The sequence below is a fragment of the Enterobacter sp. ku-bf2 genome (genome assembly GCF_001742765.1).
Lineage (GTDB): Bacteria > Pseudomonadota > Gammaproteobacteria > Enterobacterales > Enterobacteriaceae > Enterobacter > Enterobacter quasiroggenkampii.
The window spans coordinates 117333-135482 of record NZ_MDVW01000003.1; the positions used below are offsets into that span (position 1 = coordinate 117333).

Here is an 18150-nt window from a genome sequence, read left to right on the forward strand (position 1 = left end):
CTCCATTATGCGTGTCCGCGCTCGCGCCACCAGGCGATAAGCTGCAGGTAGTTGTCCCGGATGCGCGCCACCAGCTGCGCATCGTCAATATCGTGCTTCAGCCACGCGCGGGAGGCATCGCCGAACAGCGTGCGCCCTACGGCGAAGCCTTTTACTACCGTCTGCCCCGCTGCGGCCCTGAAGTCGGCGCGCAGCTGTTCCGCCGGAGCGTCCAGGCCGAGGATCACCACCCCGCGGCAGTGCGGGTCCCGGCGCTCGATAATCTCGCTCAGCGCCGTCCAGCCCTCCGCTGAGAGCGGCGGCAGCTTCCACCAGTCGGGGTAAATGCCGAGGTTGTAGAAGCGGGAGATGGCGCGCAGGTAGAGCTCGTCGCTGCGCGGCATGGTCGCAGGCAGGATCACCTCCAGCAGCAGCTCGTGCCCGGACCGGCAGCAGGCGTGATACACCTCGGCAATTTTCTGCTCCTGCTCCAGGCGCAGGCCGTGAGCGTCTTCCGGATGGAAAAAGACCAGGCACTTCACCACGTGCTCCTGCGGCCAGCTGATGAGCTGGGTGCCGATGTTGCCATGCTCCATCTCCAGCGGACGCGAGCCAGGCAGCTCAATGGGGCGACCAATCCACCACCCTTCCCCGGTGATGGCGTTCAGCGCGTCCTGACCAAAGGTGCCGTCGCACAGCAGGCCGGCTTTGCCCTCCAGCCCGGCGCGGCTCGCCGCCTCGCGGCTGGCCTGCAGGATCAGCTGCTTCAGCGCCGGAATGCGACCGATCGACGCGCCGCACTGCAGCGCCATATCCTCAAGCTGGCTGCGGTGGTCGAAGGCCATCACGCACAGCTCCGGCCACTCGCGGCGGCGGGTGGTCACCCGGTGGAGGTGGTTCAGACGCGGGTCGAGGTCCGGGCGCGGCACATCCGCAGCGCGGGAGAGATAGTCATCCAGCTCGATTTTGCTCGGCATCGCCGGGGCGCAGCCGTGGCGCGAGACCACCAGCGCGCCGCAGGCGTTGGCATAGCGGCACGCCTGCTCCCAGCCCTCGTCGTTCAGGTAGCCGCGCAGCAGGCCGGACATAAACGCGTCCCCCGCGCCGAGGACGTTCAGCACCTCCACGCGCACGCCGGTCACCGTCAGGCCGTCGTCCAGCCGGGGCGGAATGGCGTCGGTATAGACCGAGCAGCCGAGGGCGCCGCGCTTGCAGACCAGCGTTGCGTCACTCACGACACGCACCTGCCCCAGCGCCTGCAGGGTCTCCGTGCTGCCGCCCGCAATGTGAAACTCCTCCTCGGTGCCGACAATGACGTCGAAGAGGTGCAGCACCTCCTGCAGCTCGCGGGTGACCTTATCGGCGGCGATAAAGCGCGTTTCACCGTCGCCTAAGGAGGTCAGCCCCCACAGCACCGGACGGTAGTCGATGTCCAGCACCGTGCGCACGCCGTGACGGCGGGCATAGCCCAGCGCCGTCAGCACCGCCTCGCGTGTCTGAGGATGAGAAAGGTGAGTCCCGGTGATGGCAAGACAACGTGCGGAGGCAATGTAGCTTTCGTCCACATCGCTGGCCGTAATGGCCATATCCGCGCAGTTATCGCGATAAAAAATCAGAGGAAAGGTGTCCCGGTCTTTAATGCCGAGTAGCASCAGCGCCGTGAGGCGGTCTTTATCGGTGATCAGATGGCTGGTATCACAGCCCACCTGGTTAAGCTCTTCCCGCAGGAAGCGGCCCATATGTTCATCGCCGACGCGCGCCAGCATCGACGAGCGCAGGCCCTGGCGCGCGGTGCCGTACGCCACGTTGCCGGACGAGCCGCCGAGGTATTTGGCAAAGCTCGACACATCCTCCAGACGGGCACCAATCTGCTGACTGTAGAGGTCTACCGCCACGCGGCCCATGCATATCACATCAAACTGCTTTTCCACGTTGATACCTCATCAGACAATATCGTTCACGTTCAGCCAGCGGCCTTCCCGGTGCGAGAGCGCGATCGCGTCCAGCACGCGCGACACCTTCCAGCCCTCTTCAAAGTCCGGCCACATCGGCACGTCGGCGGCAATCCCGTCCACCAGGTCGCGCACCTCCACCGTTTTTTGATCGTTAAAGCCTATCCCGTGGCCTGCGCCCATGCAGAACGCGGCGTAGTCGGGGTGTGCAGGGCCGACGAGTAAGGTGCGGAATCCCTGACGGTTAACCGGATCGTCATGCAGATAGAGCTTCAGCTCCGCCATGCGCTCCTGGGTGAAGCTGATGGCGCCTTTCGTCCCGGTAATGACGTACGACAGCCCCATCTTGCGGCCGCAGGCGACGCGGGAGGTTTCAATCACGCCCTGCGCCCCGCCCGCGAAGCGCACCATCGCGTGGGCCTGATCCTCGTTTTCGACGGCAACCATGTCCGACGAGCCGGCCTTCGCCGGGCGTTCCGGGACCACGATCTTCAGGTCGCCGCAAACCTGCTCAATCTCCCCGACCAGGTACTGGGCCATGTTGACGATATGCGCCGCGAGGTCGCCCAGCGCGCCCAGCCCGGCGGTCTCTTTAAAGCAGTGCCAGTGAATGGGCGAGCGCGGGTCGGCCATATAGTCTTCGTCGTGGGTGCCGTAGAAGTGGATCACTTCCCCTATCTCGCCGCGGGCAATAATCTCCTTCGCCAGCTGCGCCGTCGGGTTTTTCATGTAGTTGAACCCCACCAGCGTTTTCACCCTGGCCCGCTTCGCGGCGTCGACCATCTCCCGTGCGTCGTGGGCGTTCAGCGCCAGCGGCTTCTCCGAGTAGACGTGCTTGCCGTGGCGGATCGCCTCCAGCGCCATCTCTTTATGCAGATGGTTGGGTGAGCAAATATCCACCACGTCAATCGCCGGGTCGGCCACCAGTGCCCGCCAGTCGCCGGTGGAGCGGTTGAAGCCAAACGCCTGCGCGCGCGCTGCCGCCAGCTCCGGCGTGACTTCCGCCACCATCTCGCGCACCAGCCTGCCGCGCAGGTTGAACACCGTCGGGGCCTGGGCATAGGCGATAGCGTGCGCCTTGCCGATATACCCGGTGCCAATCAATCCAATACGAACCTCTTTCATCGTGATCCTCACAGTGCGCCGCGACGGCTCTTGGCGTAGGTATCAAACGCCACCGCCAGAACGATAATTAATCCGGTGATAATCTGTTGGTAGTAGGCCGAGACGTTCATCAGCACCAGGCCGTTAATCAGAATCCCCATGATGATGGAGCCGATGATGGTGCCGCCGATGCGCCCGTAGCCGCCCATCAGCGAGGTGCCGCCAATCACCACCGAGGCAATGACGCGCAGCTCAAAGGAGATCCCGGCCACCGCCTCGGCGCTCCCCAGACGCGCGCTCAGAATGAAGCCCGCCAGCCCCGCCAGGCAGCCAATCAGCACGTAGACGCTGACCAGCACGCGCTTGACGTTCACCCCCGCCAGGCGCGCCGCCTCCGGGTTACCGCCGATGGCGTAGACGAAGCGGCCCCAGCGGGTTTTATGCAGCGCCAGATAGCCGCCGAGGGCGACGATGGCGAAGATCCAGATCGGAATGGATATGCCGAGCAGCTCCCCGCGCCCCCACCAGCGGTAGCCCTGATCGAAACCGGCAATCGGCGCGCCGTCGTTGATCACCAGCGTCAGGCCGCGCCAGATGGTCATCCCGCCGAGGGTCACGATGAACGGCGGCAGGCGCAGGCGGGTCACGCCCAGACCGTGCAGGAAGCCAATCGCCGTGCCCATCGCCAGGCAAATTCCCAGCCCTATCAGCCAGCTCATACCGCCCCAGGCGTTCGGGTCGACGGTGGTGAAGTTGTCGCCCTTAATCACGTACGCCGCGGTCATGGCGCAGACCGCCAGAATGGAGCCCACGGAGAGGTCAATCCCGGCGGTCAGGATGACGAAGGTCATCCCTACGGCCATGATCCCGTAGATGGAGACTTCGGTCAGGATGTTGAAAATATTGCGTTCAGAGAAAAAATTACTGTTCTGCGACTGGAAGAAGATCAGCAGCAGGATCATGAAAATCAGCACCCCGAAGCGCTCGAAGAAGGCGATGGGATCGATGCGTCCGGCGCGTTTGACCGGGGCCTGCGTTTTAGAAATCATCTGCGTCATGAGTAACTCCGTTATGCCGCGTTCAGGGCGTTGTGGTTGATGGCCATCATCGTCATCAGCCGTTCTTCGTTAGCGTCGTCACCGTGGATCTCGCCGGTCACCCGGCCTTCGCTGAGGGTGATGATCCGGTCTGACACCGCCATCACTTCGGGCAGATCGGAGGAGATCACGATCACCGCCACGCCCTTTTTCGCCATGTCAAACAGCACCTGGTGCACTTCCGATTTGGTCCCCACGTCGATGCCGCGCGTCGGCTCATCGACGATTAGCACCCGCGGGTTGAGCGCCATGCAGCGCGCGAGGATCACCTTTTGCTGGTTACCGCCGGAGAGCTTGCGCACCTCCTGCGCGCTGTTGACCATTTTGATCTGCAGCGCCTTGCGGTAGGACTCGATCAGATCGTCCTCTTTGCGGGTGTTCACGAACCAGCGCCACTGCAGCAGCGAGGAGAGGCAAGAGAGCGACAGGTTGTCGCGAATCGACAGCCCCAGCACCGCACCCTCTTTTTTGCGGTCTTCCGGTACCAGCGCCACGCCCTGGTCGAGGGCATAGAGCGGGTCGCGCGGCTGGTACGGTACGCCGTCCAGTTCAAAGCTGCCCGAGGTAAAGGCATCTGCGCCAAACAGGCAGCGGGCCACTTCGGTGCGCCCGGCGCCCACCAGTCCGGCAATGCCTAAGACCTCCCCGGCGTGAACGTGGAAGCTGATGTCGTGCAGGGCGATGCCGTGCGGATCCAGCGGCGGTTTTTCGCGGCTCAGCCCCTTCACCGCCAGGCGGACGGGTTTGTCCTCATGATGGGTTTCGCTGGCGGGACGGCGATTAAAGGCCACGTCGCGCCCGACCATCAGGCGGATCAGCTGTTCGACGTTGGTCTCCGCCACCGCGCCGGTGCCGGTGAAACGGCCGTCCTGGAAAACGGTGAAGCGATCGCAGAGCTGGAAAACTTCGTGCAGGCGGTGGGTGACATAGATAATGCTCACACCACGGTTTTTAAGCTCGCGCACCACGCGGTGCAGGCTTTCCACCTCGCTGTCGCTCAGCGCGGCGGAGGGTTCGTCCATAATGATTAAGCGGGCGTTGAGGGTCAGCGCCCGGGCGATCTCCACCATCTGCTGCTGGGCAACGCTCAGGCGGGCGACCGGGGTGGTCGGCGCAACGTTCAGCTGCAGATAGTCGAGAATGACCTGCGCCTCCTGATTGACCGCCTTTTCGTCGACGATCAGGTTACGTTTACGCGGCTCGCGTCCGAGAAACATGTTTTCCGCGACGGTCATGTTGGGCAGCAGGTTGAATTCCTGATAGATGGTGATAATGCCCTTGTTCTGCCGTTCCACCGGGGAGTCGTCCACCGGCAGCGTTTCGCCGTTGAACCAGATCTCCCCGCGGGTTTGCGGCTGCGCCCCCGCGAGCGCCTTCAGCAGCGTGGATTTACCCGCCCCGTTTTCCCCCAGCAGAGCGTGGATCTCGCCCGCGCCGACGGTCAGCTGGGCACTGCTTAACGCCCAGACGCCGGAAAAGCTTTTTGCCAGGTCGGTCACTTTCAGTAAGGGTTGCGACATCGGTCTGCTCCTCCTTTAGAGTGAGCCGCCGCGCCAGCGGCGGCTGCGGATAAATCAGTTACCGGCCTCACCGATACGCTCAGCCTGCTGCAGGTTTTCTTTGGTGATCAGCGTCGGCGGGTAGTCGGCCCCGGTGATGGCTTTTTTCTCGCGCACGTTGGCCACCAGCTGGCTCATCGCCGTCTGCACCGCAAAGCCCGGACGCTGGTCCGCCGTTACCGCCAGCCAGCCGTCGCGCACGCGGGCCAGCGCTTCCGGCACCGCATCAAAACCGGTGACCAGAATTTCGCCCGGCTTCACGCCCTGGCTCTGCAGGGCTTCAATCGCCCCCAGCGCCATGTCGTCGTTGGCGGAGAGGATCACCTGAGGACGTTTCGGCAGCGAAGGCAGCACGCTTTCCACGATGCGCATCCCTTCAGAACGCATCCAGTTGCCGGTCTGATCGGCGACGATCTTGTACTTATCCCCGCCCACCTTCAGGCTGTCGCGGATCCCTTTGGTGCGTTCGATGTTAGAGGAGGAGCCCGGCTGGCCGGTCAGCAGAATGATCTCCGCCCCGTCGGGGAATTTGGTTTTGACGAAGTCGCCAATCGCCTGGCCGCCTTTGTAGTTGTTGGCGCCAAAGTGCGGCACCTTCTTCTGGCTGTCGACGGAGCGGTCAAGGGTGACCACCGGCAGCTTCGCATCCTGAATTTCATCCACCGCGCTGGAGACCGCGTTCACGTCGTTCGGGGAGACGATAAAGCCCTGCGCGCCGCGGGTGATGGCGTTTTCCAGGTCAGCCACCTGCTTCGGTGAACTGCCCTGCCCGTCCAGTACCTGAAGCTTCACGCCCATCTCTTTTGCGGCTTTTACCGCCGTGCGCTGCATGTGAACTTCAAACGGCATGGCCAGGTTTGGCGTACTGAAAACAATTTGCTCGTTTTCGGCGAGGGCGGCCCCGGACGTCATGGCGATGAGGGCGGCTACGATCAGTTTTTTCATTATTATGTCTCTCTGTGTAGGGTTGTGGTGTTTAGAGGACGATCTCGCGCTGGCTGCGCAGTGACTCCAGCGCTTTATCCGCAAGGTACAGCGCACGTTCACCATCATCGCCGCTGCAGTCAGGCACCGCTTCGCCGCGCAGGACCGCGACAAAGTGTTCCCATTCCGCGGCGTAAGCGGATTTGTAGCGCTGCAGGAAGAAGTGTTCCGGCAGCGCGCTGGTGCAGCCCTGTTTGCCGTAGTGCTGCACCTGGTTTTCCAGAATGTTGCCCGCGCACAGCAGCCCTTCGGAGCCGTGCAGCTCCAGACGCTGGTCGTAGCCATACGAGGAGCGGCGGCTGTTGACGATGGTCGCCATCGCGCCGGAAGCGTATTTCAGGACGATAAACGCGGTATCGATGTCGCCTGCCTCGCCAATCGCCGGATCGACCAGGTTGCTGCCCTGGGCATACACCGACACCGGCTCTTCGCCCATGATGAAGCGGGCCATGTCAAAATCGTGAATGGTCATATCGCGGAACATGCCGCCGGAGACGCGCACGTACTCCGCAGGCGGTGGAGACGGGTCGCGGGAGATGATCAGCAGCGATTCCGGCTTGCCGATGCGCCCGGCTTGCACGTCGGTTTTCACGCGGCGGAACTGCGGGTCAAAGCGGCGGTTAAAGCCGATAAACAGCGGCACGTCGTACTCTTTGACCACCTTCAGGCAGTCGCGCACGCGGGCGAGGTCAAGGTGGACCGGCTTTTCGCAGAAGATGGCCTTGCCGTGGCGGGCGGCCATTTCAATCAGGTCCGCGTGGGTATCGGTGGCGGAGGCGATCAGCACGGCGTGAACGTTAGGGTCGGTCATCGCTTCATCCAGGCTCTGCTGGCGGGCCTGATACTGCGTGGCGAGGCGGGTGGCAAATTCCTGATTCGGGTCAACCACGGACCAGAGCGTGGTCGCGCCGTGGCTGGCGATGTTAGCTGCATGTACCTGGCCAATTCGGCCAGCGCCCAGTAAAGCAATGTTAAACATAACGGCTCCCGGTGTTGGTGAATGCTGTGAACTAACGACCCTATAAATAAAACATTTATTTCATTTTTATAAATAGTGAAAATTATGTTTTTGAGTGCGGGTTAACACTTTTGAGATGAATGAGATAAATTTTGTTATCAATCTCACAACATGGGAGGACATACAGCAGCTCCCCTCACCCCGGCCCTCTCCCCAAAGGGGCGAGGGCGAAAAGGGTGCACCACACCATCCCCTCTCCCCTTTGGGGAGAGGGTTAGGGTGAGGGGAAAATGAAATGAAAATTTCGTTACGACGGAAAAACTTAATACTGACGGGCTTTTTTCACCTGCGCCTGCGTTTGCTCCGCGGCTTTACGCACGGCAGACGATTCCGCCACCTGCGCATCACCGGTTCGCCACCAGGAGGCGTAGTCGTGGGTCATGGTCTTTGGCAGCACCTTGATGTCCAGCAGCGTCGGGCCAGGATGCGCGCGGGACGCCTCCAGCGCCGCCAGCAGGGTTTGCTCGTCGTGCACCCGCCACGCGCGACAGCCGTAGCTCTGCGCATTTTGCGCGAAGTCGACCTTCACCAGCGGACCGTCAAGCCGTCCGGTTTCCGGGTTGCGATGGCGGTTTTCCGTGCCAAAGCTGCCCATGCCGTGCCCCATCTGCAGGTTGTTAATGCAGCCGAAGCTGGCATTATCAAACAGCAGAACGGTGACCTTAATGCCCTCCTGAACGGCGGTTTGCAGCTCGGAGTGCAGCATCATGTAGGAGCCATCCCCCACCATGGCGTATACAGGCTGCTCGGGTCGGGCAAGCTTCGCGCCGAGGGCTGCCGCAATCTCATAGCCCATGCAGGAGTAGCCGTACTCCAGGTGATAGCTGTCCGGCGTTTTGACCTGCCAGAGGCGCTGCAAATCGCCCGGCAGCGAACCGGCCGCGCCCACCACGATGGCGTTATCTTCAATATGCTGGTTGATCAGCCCCAGCACCCGCGTCTGGGTCAGGCGGGTGTTGAGCGTCTCGCCGTACTCCGCCAGCTGCGCGTCCAGGTGCCCCGCCACTTCGGGCGCGTCGTCCGGACGCCACTGGCGATCCCACAGGCGACGGCACTCGTCGCGCCAGGCGGATTTCGCCTCAGCGATTGCCTCTCCCCAGCCGCTGCGGTAATCACCAAGCGCGTGGGTCAATGCCTCGAGCCCGGTTTGAGCGTCGGCAATCAGCGCCGTGGCGTCCACCTTCAGGGCGTCAAACTCGGCCACGTTCAGCAGCAGGAATTCGACATCCGGATGGGAAAAGAGCGCCTTGGAGCCGGTGGTAAAGTCGGTCAGGCGCGTGCCGATGCCAATCACCAGATCAGCCTGCGGCGCGAGCTGGTTGGCCGCCATTCCGCCCGTCACCCCTACGCCACCGAGGTTAAGTGGGTGGTCACTTACCAGCGCCCCCTTTCCGGCCTGGGTTTCGGCAAACGGCAGCTGCAGCGTCTCGACAAAGTCGCGAAACGCCTCATGTGCGCCGGAATAGCGCACCCCGCCGCCGCACACCACCAGCGGACGATGCTTGCGGGCGATCAGCGCCCGCGCCTGCGCCAGACGCTGCGGATCGGGCGGACGACGCTCGATGTGGTGCACGCGACGCGCGAAGAAGCTCAGCGGGTAATCCCACGCTTCCCCCTGTACGTCCTGCGGCAGGCAAATCGTCACCGCACCGGTATCTGCCGGGTCAGTAAGCGTTCGCATCGCGCTGAGCATCGCGCTCATCAGCTGCTCGGGGCGGTTAATGCGGTCCCAGTAGCGGGAGACCGGACGGAAACAGTCGTTGGTGCTGATGCCGAGGTCGTGATACTGCTCAATCTGCTGCAGCACCGGGTCGGGCTGGCGGCTGGCATAGATATCGCCCGGCAGCAGCAGCAGCGGAATACGGTTCGCCGTGGCGGTTGCCGCCGCCGTTATCATATTGGCGGCGCCCGGCCCGACGGAGGAGGTGACGGCAAAGATGCGCTGACGACGGTGCTGTTTGGCAAATCCCGTCGCCATATGGGCGATGCCCTGCTCGTTGCAGCCCTGCATCACCTGCAGATGTCCCGGGTCCTGCTCCAGCGCCTGGCCGATACCCAGCACGTTGCCGTGCCCAAAGATGGTGGCGACGCCCTCCACGAAGGGCGTTTCGTGACCATCCACGCTAACGTACTGTTGATTAAGGAACCGGACCAGTGCCTGGGCCATGGTCATACGTTCGGTTTGCATAACGCCTCCTGTCAGCCCAGCGTCGGCATGGAGAACGCAGCGCCTGTCTCCTGCTGCATTTCCGGCCAGCGCGCGGTGATGGTTTTCATTCGGGTGTAGAAACGCACGCCGTCGTTGCCGTGGACGTTGAGCGCCCCGAAGATGGAGCGCTTCCAGCCGCCGAAACTGTGGAATGCCATCGGCACCGGGATTGGCACGTTGACCCCCACCATACCCGCCTGCACCTCTTCGCAGAAGCGACGCGCGCAGCCGCCGTCGCGGGTGAAGATTGCCGAGCCATTACCATATTCATGGCGGTTAATCAGGTCCACCGCGCTGGCGTAATCTGCTACGCGCACCACAGAAAGCACCGGGCCGAAAATTTCTTCTTTATAGATGGTCATCTCCGGGGTGACGTTATCGAACAGCGTCGGCCCGACAAAATAGCCCTGCTCGTGGCCCTTCACGCTAAACCCGCGGCCGTCCACGCGAAGCGTCGCCCCCTGCGCTTCCCCGCTGTCGATGTAGCCCAGCACCTTGCTGCGGTGCGCGGAGGAGATGAGCGGCCCCATTTCGTTTTCCGGCGTCTGGTCGAGCCCCGGTCCGACGCGCAGCGCGGCAATCTGTTTTTCGAGCCGGGCGCAGAGGTCATCGGCGGTGTTATCCCCCACGGCCAGCACCACCGAGAGCGCCATGCAGCGCTCGCCCGCCGCGCCGTAGGCCGCGCCCATGATGGCGTTGGTCGCCATCTCCATGTCGGCATCCGGCATTAAAATGCAGTGGTTTTTCGCACCGCCCAGCGCCTGGCAGCGCTTACCGTGGGCGGACGCGGTCTGGTAAATGTATTCCGCAATCGGCGTGGAGCCGACAAAGCTCACCGCCTGCACGCGCGGGTCGGTCAGGAGCACGTCAACGGACTCTTTATCGCCCTGCACCACGTTGAAGACGCCGTCCGGCAGGCCGGCTTCTTTCAGCAGCTGCGCCAGCGCGAGCGCCAGAGAAGGGTCTTTTTCCGACGGTTTCAGCACGAAGGTATTCCCGGTCGCCAGCGCAATCGGGAACATCCACATCGGCACCATCGCCGGGAAGTTAAACGGCGTGATCCCGGCGCAGACGCCGAGCGGCTGCATCAGCGAGTGGCTGTCGACGCCGGTCCCGACGTTCGCCGAGTGTTCGCCCTTTTGCAGATGCGGAATACCACAGGCAAACTCCACCACTTCCAGACCACGGGTCAGCTCGCCCACCGCGTCGGAGAAGACCTTGCCGTGCTCTTCGCTGATGAGGCGAGCAAGGCGATCCATGTTCTCTTCCAGCAGCGCTTTGAAGCGGAACATCACGCGCGCGCGCTTAAGCGGAGCATGACGCGCCCACGCCGGAAACGCCTGCTGCGCGGCGGCAATCGCCTGCTCCGTTTCCTGTGCCGTACTCATCACCACCTGGCGGATCTGCTCGCCGGTGGCCGGGTTGAAGATCGCCTGAACGCGCTGGCCTGAACCGGTGACACATTCGCCGTGAATAAAATTCGCTACCGTCTCCATCCTTAACCTCTCGCTGTTGATACGTGACTGTGACCTGAACACTGTGTACTGACCACTATATATGAAACAAATATTCCATTTTAAGTTGAAATAAAATAAATGATGATTATTGTGATCAAGGATGGATTTTTATGTTAACAGCCAGCACCACTGACGCTGCGTGCGCTATTAAGGGATTTCGGGCGAGGAAATGACTGAAGCTTCTGTTTCATTTTTGCTGCCAGATGGATGGCCGACATTTAAAAGACGCGGTTTTGCGTTTAGAATCATATGACTGTATTTGGGGGAAAAGATGACGACAGCAACCAGCCTGAACGAACTGCAGCAGCAAATCCGCGATCGCTACGATAGCCTGAGCAAGAGGCTGCAGCAGGTCTCCCGCTACGTGCTGGACAACACCAACAGCGTGGCGTTTGATACGGTTGCCGTCATTGCCGAGCGCGCCGACGTGCCGCCCTCGACGCTGATCCGCTTTGCCAACGCCTTTGACTTCACCGGCTTCAACGAAATGAAACAGCTGTTTCGCATGAACCTGGTGGAGGAGACCGCCAGCTACAGCGACCGCGCCCGTCTGTTCCGCGAGATGGAGAGCGAGGCCGTGCCGGAAACGCCGCTCGATATCCTGCAGGAGTTTGCCCGTTCAAACGCGCAGGCGCTGCAGCAGCTGGCCGCCCGCGCCGAACCGGAGATGCTGGAGCGCGCGGTACAGCTGCTGGCCGACGCCGACACCATCTACATCGCCGGACTGCGCCGCTCCTTTAGCGTCGCCGCGTACCTTACCTATGCCCTGAGCCATCTGGAGTGCCGCCCTATCCTGCTCGACGGCATGGGCGGGATGCTGCGCGAGCAGATCAGTCGCATTAAGGCGCGCGACATTGTGGTGTCGATCAGCTTCTCGCCGTACGCGGAAGAGACGGTGATGGTCAGCGAAACCGCCGCCAGCGTTGGCGCGCGGCAGATTGTGATTACGGACAGCCAGATCAGCCCGCTGGCGACGTTCAGCGATCTCTGCTTTGTGGTGAAAGAGGCGCAGGTGGACGCGTTTCGGTCTCAGTCGGCGACGCTGTGCCTGGTGCAGTCGCTGGTGGTGGCGCTGGCGTATCGGTTGGGTGGCGGGGATAAATAGCCCACGGTACCGCTCAACAGGCCGGGTAACATAAACCCGCTACCCGGCATAATCGCCGTTTCCGGTGAACATCCGCCCGATCTTAGCGGTTTTCGATCTCAGGACACTCAGGATAGCTGACCGAAGCGAGGGCATTTAGACGCTGCCCCGTAATCTGTAACACGCGCAGCAAAAGCATGATGCCGCGGCGGGTATCAGGGTCGTTGAGCATAGTAAACACCTGCCGAAGCGAGATATCCCCTTCCCGGTTAACCTGCTCCCCCCACGCCATGCGTAGCGCGGTTCCCCCTTCCCAGCCGACGGTCACGACATCGTCAAAAACGCCAGCCAGTTTTTCGACCATTGCGTTATCGGCCATTTCCAGCAGGTCTGCGACGACGGCAAGCAGATCAACCAGATTATTCAGGCGATTGCCCGCCATAAGCGGGGCAAGGCTTTTTAGTAACTGTTCCTGGTCACTCATCAGAACATCCCCCTCACGACGCCCCAATACAGTCCACGGTTAAAACCGTTTCGCAGCATGCCGCCGAGTTTTGTCGCCGGCATAGGGGTCACGTCATTGCGATAGTCATATACCAACGGCATGCCGGCCCAGAGCCCCATCTGCGCGACGGCCTGAACCCGTCCATCATAATGGTTACCGCTTCCGGGCGGTCTGCCGTAGAGTTCCGCCACAATGTTGTCAGCAATGACGGGCGCCTGGTTGTGGCACGACCCTCCCGCTTTACTGATCGGCAGATCGACGGTATCGCCGATCACATATACGCCTTCCAGACCGTAGACGCCCAGCGTCTGGTGATCCGTCGGCAGCCAGCCTTCTCCGTTCTGAACATCGCTAAGCCCGGTATCACGCACCGCGTCGACTGCCCGGATGGGCGGCGTTGCCATCAGGATGTCGAAATTCTGTGAATCTCCCTCGGCGGAATACGCAATTTTGCTTTCAGGATCGACATAGCTTAAGGTAAAACCACGCTGATGCTGTATTCCTTTGGCGGCAAAAATATCGCCCAGCGCCTCCCCCACCGGACGTTGCAGGAACAGGCAGTTTCGCAGCAGCTGCGCGACGGTCGGATAGGTATAAACAATCTCAACCTGATTACGCACCCCACGCTGGCGCAGATAATCGTCAACCATCAACGTGGTTTCAATGGGGGCGATGCCGCACTGGTGGGGCACATTCGGCGTTTCCGGGAAAGAGACGGTAATAAATATTCGCCCCTTTTTGAGGGTGGCGAGCTTATGCGCTAATTGTCTGGCCGCCGCGTATTGATAAAAATGATCGCCCGCTTCGGCAAGGCCAGGGATTTTTTGTGTAAAAGGTGTGCAGCCGGTAGCAATAACCAGCAGGTCCCAGTCGTAATGTCGCTTACTGGCCCCGTAGAGTCGACGCTGCTTAAAATCGAAAGATTCAATCCTGTCGGTAATAAATTGAATTTCCGGACTCAGTAATTGCCGTTCAGGCCGGGCCAGTTCATGGTGATGGAAGAGGTTAAAGGCAACATACATAAAAGCGGGTTTGTAGTAGTGCATTGGTGATTCGGAAATCAGTACCAGCTCTACCTGACCGGCAGCAATTTCACGTCGTAATTTCCTGGCCAGCAGGTTGGCAACAATGGTTCCTCCCGTGCCGCCGCCGACAATCATTATGCGGTTTTTCATTCCTTTATTCGCTCATGGTAGTGAATGTGAATTCACGTAACCAGACCGCTTCACTGTTACGCTCAGCTAAAGCGTAGTAACAGAGTAATATTCCGCAATGTAACCATTAATAAGAAATTTAATTTTGACAACCCGATCATCATTTATAATATACACTACAAAATATAATTTATATCTCCGGAATGTAGCCTTTAACTGTGGTCTCTTTTCATTACTATTATTCGCCAAACAGCAGCGTTGTGTACTTTTTAGATACCGCCCCGGAGCGCTGTCCGTTCGCGCCATAATAGCGATCTTCACGGCACAGTCGCTCCTTCACATCGCAGAAAATACCGTTGGCAAAGGTGAATTCAGTCAGATCGACATTGCTCGACGTGAACACCTCGTTTGCAGCAGCCTTCTTACCGAGATAGGTCTCTGTCAACGCGCGGGATAATCCCTTGTCATTGGCGCATACATATCGGTCGCAGAGCACGCCCGATACTGGCGACTTGAGCCTGGCGGGGGTCCTGGCCTGGGCGGACATGGCGGACACGGCCAGCAGCCCGGCCACAGAGCATGCGAGTATTGATTTGTTCAAGATGATAATCTCCGTTGGTTAATGAATGTCGGCTTTACGCCGGACGCAGTGGAACCATCATGAGGGTGAACACCCCTGGAGGGTTCTGAGTTTCAACAGGAAACGGCCCGTTTAGCTTTTTGTTGACCTAACATTCGTCGAAAGTTCAGCCCGGAGGCAATTGTAAGGGCCCTATCCCGGTGAGTCATGCGATTTTAAAGAGCTGAACTAATATGCTGTATACGGAGTGGGTTTGTGGGGCGGGTTAGGTCCGCTCTGAGCGAAGAGCGGAAGATGGTAATTGTTGAAACCATCAAGGCGGACATTACGTGCATTGTCGTGTATTAATTAACGGGTAGAAAGTCAAAGTGAGTGAACAGGAATGAGTGTAGGTGAATTGTACTTGGATGGAGCGCACGTCCTATCTGAAAAAGAGTTTCATTCCATTATGTCTGCATCATTAGACTTTGGGCCTTACTATGGTAGAAATCTCGATGCATTGTGGGATCGCCTTAGCACCGATGTTGAAAGGCCGGTAAAAATAATATGGTTAAACTCTGACTTATCCAGAATATATCTTGGCAGTTATTTCGACGAAATTATCAAGGTTTTTGAGAGGGCAAAACTGCAAGACCTGAATTCAAATTGGGAAGAAAAGTTCGAGTATGTATTGAAATAACCCGTACCCGCAGGATAGTCCGGCGTAGTGGCATTCCGATTTTGGCAACATAGACAGAAGTGTGAAATGTCCGTTCTTGGCACTCAGGTGACCTACACAACGGCGATCATGAGGCTCAACTGGACAGTAAGATGTTTTTGTCCAGTTGTACCTGTCTGTGGCATTTATCTCAGTAATACCTAAATCAGCTGAACAAAGATATACACTGTCGCTGCCACTTGTATAGTCCGGAACCCCCATCTGAGATAGCGCCATTCATGGCGTTCTCTGGCATCAGCTGCTTCAATAGCGGGGTCAGAACATTTTCTTTTCCTGGCCCTGAATTCATCGATTACCCACAGGATGAGAATAAAGGTAATGATGGTTTTCTGAAGGATGGATTATCCACAAAGAGTGACTCCGCCCTGCCCGCTGATACAAGCAGAATAGATGAACCACCTTCACGTAGCCACCACTCACCACTAAATGTAGGGGTGATATTCGTTTTCGTTCTGGTGGATTTTGCAGTGATTCTGTCCATGGCAGTTTGCTCCCCTGCTATCTGACCAGCGGACATTGCTAACAGCATTCTGAGCGAATCAACAGGGTGCAGGTCAATGCTTGTCTGTCTGAACCTGAACGAAGGGGCGCGCGTATAGATGACAGTTTATGACACATCATCCTAACTGCTGTTAAAATAACATTTCTACTCATTATGAGATGCTATGTGCCGCCTAACACTGATAAGGAGTTCAGATGTCTATCTGGCAGCCAAAGAGCCGCGAAAATAGCCTTAAATTGCTACTCAGAGATATTCCTGATTGTAATTGGGTGCCTTGTGTCAAGAGGGCTGTAGGTGGTTTAACCGAAGTCGCTTTTTCACGCAATTATAACCACTTGCTCCTGATCATTTCCTCTTCCGGAAGAGGGGTGCTTGATTGCCTGAGTGGAGAGATTATTGCCAGAGATTATGAAGAATATGGTAACTGGTACGACTCAATTGGCCTTGCATGTACAGGTATAGGACCGCTGAGCGGTGAAACTCTTTCCATCGCCGGTCTGTGTGGCGGTGGTTTACCAATGTATAACCGGTATGGAGAAGCACTCGAGCGAGTATCGCCAGAGTGGCCTCTGGAAATGTTAATCTGGTGCCCGCCGGGCAAGAGTGCATTAATCGCATCCCATAAAGAAGGGTGTCTCAGACTTGCGAATGATTACTTTCACTGTGTTGGTTTCTCATGGGATGGTGAGTTAATTATATCGGCAACAAGCAGTGACATCACTGTCTGGAAAAGACAGGGCTGATTAATATGACTGCTACGTGGTGTTAAAAATGAAGGAAATTGACGATGAGTTTGTAGAATATGATTTGGACTGGTTTTTATCCAGCCAGGAAGGGTGCCTCACGCATTTTACAACCCTTCTGACCCATAATGCGGCTTTTGTTCCATGGAGCTATTGTCATGTTCAATCTCCATTGGGTTAGTAGATGTGATTATGGTTGTCCTATATGAGCCAGGAGTGGAAGTGAGCTTTATGATTAACTCGACCATTTTCGGACAATTTTCTAAAAACGAATGTTCTGTTTTGATGGGGTATTCACCCTTCGTTTGAGCGGAGTATACCTATCACCGAAGCCAGAAACTTGACTATGACTCACCATAAACGGGAGTATTAACTGCCCCCGTAAGATGCTAAGCTTCTACAGTTTGTTCTCCCCGTATTATCGCGGCTGCTGACCCGATTAATCTGAGAGAGTAAAACAATGGAAACAAAACGTACTCGAGATTGGCGCAATGCACAGAAGCGACGTAACAAGTCTCGTGATATCCGCAAGACCTTATTAAAATTCCGTGGCGAAAAAAACTGGAAGATGCTTTACACGCGGTCGGATAAATTGTTGCGTGCCGCACAACTGGGGCTTGAGTATCCACGTATTACTAACCAACAGCTTGCCTTGAGAGGTCTGGAAGAATACCTCTATTCGGATGAACGTACTTTTTATATGCAGTCGTAATCAATGGCGAAGCCCCACGGCGGAACAGGTGTTCCGCCGTTATCCATCCCTTGCCGTACTTTCCGCTGGGACTAGCCGGAATGCAAAAAAAAGAGTCTCTGCCGAATTGCTTCAATGGGCTGATGTTGTCTGTGTGATGGAGCAGAAGCACAAAAATCGCTTAGTGGCCCAATATGGCAGGATCATCGCATTCAAGCCTCTGCATGTGCTCGATATCTCTGACGATTATCTTTTTATGGATCCTGAGTTGATAGCAATATTCAAAGATATCGTACCGGAAAAATTGGGACTAACCGATCAAGAAACAGAGAGCCAATAAGAGTTTTATCTTTCTGTTATTTATTTCTACACATCCTTCTTCGACAATGTCCGCTTCTGGCACGGAGCGGACACTGGGTTTACCCTTTCGGTAAAACTTAACTGGAAGATTTCGATACGACACCAGACCCGCTAAACAACATGCGGATACCGAGGCCTATCATGACAACACCTGTAAATCGTTCCTGCCATTTGATAAAGCCAGGGTGTTTACTTAGCCAGTTTCCAAATGTCCCTGATGCCATCGCGACTGACCCCAGGGAAATAATTCCTGCCAGCTTCTGGATACTACCCAGAACAAGCAATTGCARCCAGACAGGACCCGCGGCAGGATCGACAAACTGAGGAAGAAAAGCAAACATGAACAGCAGGGATTTTGGGTTAGTCAGGCTGTTCAGGGCGCCTTCCTTAACGG

At 58.1% G+C, this 18150-nt stretch carries 18 protein-coding genes; 5 read left to right on the plus strand and 13 right to left on the minus strand.

Going from position 1 to position 18150, the window contains the following annotated elements:
- Nucleotides 1–5: 5 nt before the first annotated feature.
- The 8 genes from iolC to BFG58_RS10050 form a co-directional block, all read right to left on the minus strand.
- Nucleotides 6–1910: a 5-dehydro-2-deoxygluconokinase gene (iolC, locus tag BFG58_RS10015; protein ID WP_069719753.1), complete on the minus strand. Its 1905-nt coding sequence runs from the start codon at nt 1908–1910 to the stop codon at nt 6–8.
- Nucleotides 1911–1922: 12 nt separating this feature from the next.
- The gene (locus tag BFG58_RS10020; RefSeq protein ID WP_069719754.1) at nt 1923–3056 is read right to left on the minus strand and encodes a Gfo/Idh/MocA family protein; all 1134 of its coding nucleotides are present in this window, start codon (nt 3054–3056) and stop codon (nt 1923–1925) included.
- An 8-nt stretch (nt 3057–3064) separates the two neighbouring features.
- Nucleotides 3065–4093, minus strand: coding sequence for an ABC transporter permease (locus BFG58_RS10025; RefSeq protein ID WP_008502116.1), 1029 nt, complete (start codon nt 4091–4093; stop codon nt 3065–3067).
- An 11-nt stretch (nt 4094–4104) separates the two neighbouring features.
- A complete protein-coding gene (locus BFG58_RS10030) occupies nt 4105–5652 on the minus strand; it encodes a sugar ABC transporter ATP-binding protein (protein ID WP_021241823.1) in 1548 nt (515 codons plus the stop codon).
- A 54-nt stretch (nt 5653–5706) separates the two neighbouring features.
- Entirely contained in the window at nt 5707–6636 is a 930-nt protein-coding gene (locus BFG58_RS10035; protein ID WP_069719755.1) for a substrate-binding domain-containing protein, read from the minus strand.
- A gap of 31 nt (nt 6637–6667) precedes the next feature.
- The gene (iolG, locus tag BFG58_RS10040) at nt 6668–7654 is read right to left on the minus strand and encodes an inositol 2-dehydrogenase (RefSeq protein ID WP_047745161.1); all 987 of its coding nucleotides are present in this window, start codon (nt 7652–7654) and stop codon (nt 6668–6670) included.
- Between the two features lie 301 nt (nt 7655–7955).
- Entirely contained in the window at nt 7956–9881 is a 1926-nt protein-coding gene (gene iolD / locus BFG58_RS10045) for a 3D-(3,5/4)-trihydroxycyclohexane-1,2-dione acylhydrolase (decyclizing) (protein ID WP_069719756.1), read from the minus strand.
- Between the two features lie 11 nt (nt 9882–9892).
- Nucleotides 9893–11398, minus strand: a complete 1506-nt coding sequence (locus tag BFG58_RS10050; protein WP_023294282.1) for a CoA-acylating methylmalonate-semialdehyde dehydrogenase — start codon at nt 11396–11398, stop codon at nt 9893–9895.
- 292 nt (nt 11399–11690) lie between these two features.
- On the opposite strand from BFG58_RS10050, the gene BFG58_RS10055 reads away from it, so the two are divergent.
- Nucleotides 11691–12524, plus strand: a complete 834-nt coding sequence (locus BFG58_RS10055) for a MurR/RpiR family transcriptional regulator (RefSeq protein WP_023344667.1) — start codon at nt 11691–11693, stop codon at nt 12522–12524.
- 82 nt (nt 12525–12606) lie between these two features.
- Here BFG58_RS10055 and BFG58_RS10060 read toward each other — a convergent pair whose 3' ends face one another.
- From BFG58_RS10060 to BFG58_RS10070, 3 genes are all read right to left on the minus strand, one after another.
- Nucleotides 12607–12987 carry a DUF1641 domain-containing protein gene (locus BFG58_RS10060; RefSeq protein WP_023617688.1) on the minus strand — a complete coding sequence of 127 codons (381 nt, stop codon included), beginning with the start codon at nt 12985–12987 and terminating at the stop codon, nt 12607–12609.
- A complete protein-coding gene (locus BFG58_RS10065) occupies nt 12987–14183 on the minus strand; it encodes an NAD(P)/FAD-dependent oxidoreductase (RefSeq protein WP_069719757.1) in 1197 nt (398 codons plus the stop codon). The genes BFG58_RS10060 and BFG58_RS10065 overlap by 1 nt, the downstream gene beginning before the upstream one ends.
- 217 nt (nt 14184–14400) lie before the next feature.
- Nucleotides 14401–14763 (minus strand): YcgJ family protein, encoded by a 363-nt coding sequence (locus BFG58_RS10070; RefSeq protein WP_368072905.1) that lies wholly within the window; start codon nt 14761–14763, stop codon nt 14401–14403.
- Nucleotides 14764–15124: 361 nt separating this feature from the next.
- On the opposite strand from BFG58_RS10070, the gene BFG58_RS10075 reads away from it, so the two are divergent.
- A complete protein-coding gene (locus BFG58_RS10075) occupies nt 15125–15421 on the plus strand; it encodes a barstar family protein (RefSeq protein WP_032651264.1) in 297 nt (98 codons plus the stop codon).
- Between the two features lie 179 nt (nt 15422–15600).
- Here the strand turns inward: BFG58_RS10075 and BFG58_RS24285 are convergent, their stop codons facing one another.
- Complete coding sequence (locus tag BFG58_RS24285; protein WP_083261472.1) at nt 15601–15798, minus strand: hypothetical protein; 198 nt, start codon at nt 15796–15798, stop codon at nt 15601–15603.
- 358 nt (nt 15799–16156) lie between these two features.
- Between BFG58_RS24285 and BFG58_RS23115 the strand changes: the two genes are divergently transcribed.
- From BFG58_RS23115 to BFG58_RS10080, 3 genes are all read left to right on the plus strand, one after another.
- Complete coding sequence (locus BFG58_RS23115) at nt 16157–16705, plus strand: hypothetical protein (RefSeq protein WP_072001477.1); 549 nt, start codon at nt 16157–16159, stop codon at nt 16703–16705.
- A gap of 460 nt (nt 16706–17165) precedes the next feature.
- A complete protein-coding gene (locus BFG58_RS23120; RefSeq protein ID WP_023292816.1) occupies nt 17166–17417 on the plus strand; it encodes a hypothetical protein in 252 nt (83 codons plus the stop codon).
- A complete protein-coding gene (locus BFG58_RS10080) occupies nt 17389–17736 on the plus strand; it encodes a low molecular weight protein tyrosine phosphatase family protein (RefSeq protein ID WP_032651266.1) in 348 nt (115 codons plus the stop codon). Before BFG58_RS23120 ends, BFG58_RS10080 begins: the two co-directional genes overlap by 29 nt.
- Nucleotides 17737–17833: 97 nt before the next feature.
- On the opposite strand, the gene BFG58_RS10085 is transcribed toward BFG58_RS10080, so the two are convergent.
- Nucleotides 17834–18150: LysE family translocator (locus BFG58_RS10085; protein ID WP_175430171.1), on the minus strand; the 317-nt coding region annotated here is incomplete at its 5' end.